We start from the raw sequence: 3,895 nt of genomic DNA, 5'->3' as shown, positions 1-3,895 counted from the left end.
TGATGTCATTGACCAGGGAATAAAGGGTTTGCCGTTTAATCCGCTCCGTGCTTGACCCACTACGAATGACTAAGCTTTCAGACTTTTAAGTAAGTTTGAGTAAGTTTAGTTGAGCGGTAAGACTTGGGTTTTTTCGATCAACCATTTATCTCCTTGCCGTACCAAATCATAGCGGAGGTTCAAGGACTCATTATAGGAACGATTGACAATTTCCTTGCCATTATGGAAATACATGGCCTTTTCGTTTACTATCGCTTCCACCGTCGCTAAATTAGGATTTTTCGTATTATTAGTAACTGAGCGCACATCCACTTGATGATCGTAGCGCCAATAGTTATTTCCCTGTAAAGCCGCCGCTCGTTTTTGCCAAATTTGCAAGGCTGAACCCGTTAAAATCTCCTTCAATTGCTCTTTTTGGTGTTCACTGCCAAAAGCCGCCGATTTTGCCCCTAACCAAGCTTGAATCGTCTCCTTGGCCGTTTCCTTGTCTAAGGGAATCCCTGCCATCACTTCCGCATTAGCCGAAGGAATTTCTAGTATGGGAGTATTTAAAGAAATCGGTAACTGTTCCCCTTGCAAGGCTGCCAAAGGAGATTGACTATCGACAATTGCCTTTACCCCCAGGGCTAAAACTGCGAGCGTTCCCACTAATCCTACCCCTAATATCGCCACTCGATCGAGTCGCAGTTTTCTGCGGGCCGGTCGTCTCCGTTTCGGTGCGACTACGGCAGTTTTTGCCGTTTCTAAGGCTGCCGGCCCGGAGTTGCCCGCTGCTGGGGGACGGGAGCGACTGGGACGACGACGAGGGGGATTAAGTGCCGGTTGACGATAGGCTGCTGTCACCACTACACTGCCCTGAGTATAGGGGGTGAGAGTTTCCCCCTGAGCGGTGGCTCTCAGGGTGGGTACAGCAGTGCTTGTCCGCTCACCGTTAACTCTAGCTAAAGACGGGTTTTGGGGACGAGACTGGGAAGAAGAATAAGCGGATTCCCTCATCGGTGTCGCTCCTAGCACTGGGTTTAAATGGGTGGGGGGGGTGTGGGTTTTCAGAACATTTACTTCCGATTCTAAGGGTTCGCTGGCCTTTTCTCGAACCTCAACGGGAACTTTTTCGTCAGGAAACCCTGACAATTTTTCTAAATAATTTTGTACATCTTCCTCAGCAAAATACTCTTTGAGTGAGGCTTTCCGCTCGACTAAATCACTAAAATGGCAGAAAACTTCTGTTTGTAACCAACGCTCACCGTAACGACATAGCCCGGGTAAAAGATCGGCAGATTGCCCAGATTGTTCCTTAATATAATTTAATATTTCTTGCTCTTGACTTTTTTCTAAAATTGTGCTTGCTCGTTCCGTCTGACCGAGCAGTAGGGCGCAGATCGATCGCTCTAGGGAGACATCCTGATGTTTTTGTAATTGCTGCAGGCGCTCGCTGGCTGCGACAATAGCGGCGGGTTGTTTTTGGGCGAAACCGCGGGCGATCAAGGCATAGACTAGCAGATAATTACCCACCGCCGAGGGGCGTTGTGCCTCTTTTGCCCAGATTTTCTCCTGTTCGGCCTGAGTTAAATAAACCCGTAACTGTTGAATAAAGCGTAAAAAATTATCCACCCCCAACCCAGAGCGATCGTCGCCCTGGCCATCGATGCCGCCGCGAGCGGCCAACATCTCCTCCAAGAGATTTAAGCCGCGCTGACGGGCAAGACTAGGTTTTTTTTCTTGGGATAACAATTCCAGAATCCGGTAGGGACGCAGGCGATCGCAATCATGGCGAATCTCGCTGGCCACTTGCGGGAACATTTGTTCTTGTTCCAAGCAAGTCAGGGCTTTGGCCGCGGTGCTGGCCGCCTGTTCATAATTTTTATCCTGCCAATATTCCCGACTTAATTCCCCGTAGGCCAAAGCCAAGGTTAAGATCATGTCTGGGCGAGTAGTTGGCTCTAAATCTAGATAAGTTTCGGCCAAACGAATCACTAACTCGTATTCTCCCAACTCTTGCAGGATGAGCAAAGCTCCCACCAGATCGGCGGGGGCAATGGTAATCTGGGGAGTGAGATATTCCGGGGAAGCGGCGGTCACTTCCCCACCGTGAGAATCTAGGTTTTCGGCGCTGCTTTCTGGGTTGAGAAGCAGGGGATTGGGGTCAAAAAATTGAGCATCGTAATCACGACGGCGATCCGCAGCACTTAACACTTGGTAAGCTTCATCTAACAAGTGCTGACGGGCAATGATCGCTGTTTGACTGTATTCTTGACGTGGCAATTGCCGTCCCCGGTCGGCGTGGGCCAAATCAATCTGCTCGGCACTCACCTGAAAGGGGATTCCCAATATCCTGTAGTAGTCGAGAGGAATTCGCACGGTTAGCTGTACCTCAACTCTGGAGAGTCCTTAGTGAATTAAGTGATGTAAGTGAGAGCGGAGCGAGTAAAATAACAAGATACCATCTTATCCTAGCCAATCTCTGACTGACTAAGATTAGATTTGAGAGAGAAAATACCAAGAACCCCTTGGTTTAAGACCAAAAAATTCACTGCCAGAATTCTCGAAAAATCTACCGCTTCCTCTCCCCTTGCCTTTTTGTTGTCTAAATGATACTACAGACCCTATGATTTCCGAACGTACTTTACCAACCTTTAATCCTGCTTCCATCATTATTACCAAAGCTGAAGGTCTTCGCCTATACGAGGATATGGTTTTGGGGCGGATGTTTGAAGATAAATGTGCCGAAATGTATTATCGGGGCAAAATGTTCGGTTTTGTCCACCTCTACAACGGTCAAGAAGCGATATCTAGCGGTATTATTAAAGCCTTGCGTCAGGGAGAAGATTACGTTTCTAGTACCTATCGCGATCACGTCCACGCCCTCAGCGCCGGAGTTCCCGCTCAAGAGGTAATGGCGGAGTTATTCGGCAAAGCTACCGGCTGTAGTAAAGGACGGGGTGGCTCCATGCACATGTTTTCCGCCGAACATAAGCTTTTAGGGGGTTACGCTTTTGTGGCCGAGGGGATTCCCGTCGCAACCGGGGCGGCTTTTCAAAGTAAGTACCGTCGCGAAGCCATGGGTGATGCCAGTGCCGATCAGGTAACGGTCTGTTTCTTTGGGGATGGGGCGAGTAATAATGGCCAGTTTTTTGAGTGTCTGAATATGGCCGCCCTCTGGAAGTTGCCGATTATCTATGTGGTGGAAAATAATAAGTGGGCGATCGGTATGGCCCATGATCGAGCCACTTCTCAACCGGAAATCTATAAAAAAGCCAGTGTTTTTAGTATGGTCGGCGTGGAAGTGGACGGTATGGATGTGGTCGCCGTTCATGCCGCCGCCAGAGAAGCTGTGGCCCGCGCCCGCGCTGGCGAAGGACCGACTTTAATTGAGGCCTTAACCTATCGTTTCCGGGGTCACTCTCTGGCAGATCCCGACGAGTTACGCAGTGCTGATGAGAAACAATTCTGGGGCGAAAGAGATCCGATCACTCGCTTTGCCGCCTACCTCTACGAGCGAGATCTGGCCACGAGAGAGGAATTAAAAGAAATCGAGGAGAAAATTCTAGCTGAAATCGAGGCAGCGGTTAAATTTGCCGAATCTAGCCCTGAACCCGATCCTAGTGAACTAACTCGCTTTATTTTCGCTGAAGACGAGTAATTTCAGTGATCGGTGATCAGTTACCAGTTATTCAGAGTTGAGTTTTCAGTTCACTGATCACTGTTTATTGATCACTGATTGCTGATCACTGATTACTGATCACTGATTACCGAAATTTTGGGTTAAAGCCCCGTCTTTTTAGGACGGCTTTTTAAACTATAGCTTGTTAACTTAACTTTTATTGTGCTATACTGATTTTGTCTAAGTACCCCCTGCGTAAAATGTTTGTCTTAGAGTTTAAAGTTAAAGCTAAAA

2 protein-coding genes are annotated in these 3,895 nt (G+C 48.2%); one reads left to right on the top strand and one right to left on the bottom strand.

From position 1 onward, the window contains the following. Nucleotides 1-105: 105 nt before the first annotated feature. The gene (locus EWV84_RS12015) at nt 106-2,358 is read right to left on the bottom strand and encodes an IMS domain-containing protein (RefSeq protein ID WP_287078176.1); all 2,253 of its coding nucleotides are present in this window, start codon (nt 2,356-2,358) and stop codon (nt 106-108) included. A 247-nt stretch (nt 2,359-2,605) separates the two neighbouring features. Here EWV84_RS12015 and pdhA point away from each other — a divergent pair, with 247 nt between their 5' ends. Beyond that, on the top strand, nt 2,606-3,640 hold the full coding sequence (gene pdhA, locus EWV84_RS12010) for a pyruvate dehydrogenase (acetyl-transferring) E1 component subunit alpha (protein ID WP_287078175.1): 1,035 nt from the start codon (nt 2,606-2,608) through the stop codon (nt 3,638-3,640). The last annotated feature ends 255 nt before the right edge of the window (nt 3,641-3,895 follow it).

It is taken from the genome of Microcystis sp. M_QC_C_20170808_M3Col (assembly GCF_007095505.1).
Taxonomy (GTDB): Bacteria; Cyanobacteriota; Cyanobacteriia; order Cyanobacteriales; family Microcystaceae; genus Microcystis.
The sequence above is the reverse complement of the archived record's forward strand: the minus strand, read 5'-3'. Positions and strand labels throughout refer to the sequence as shown.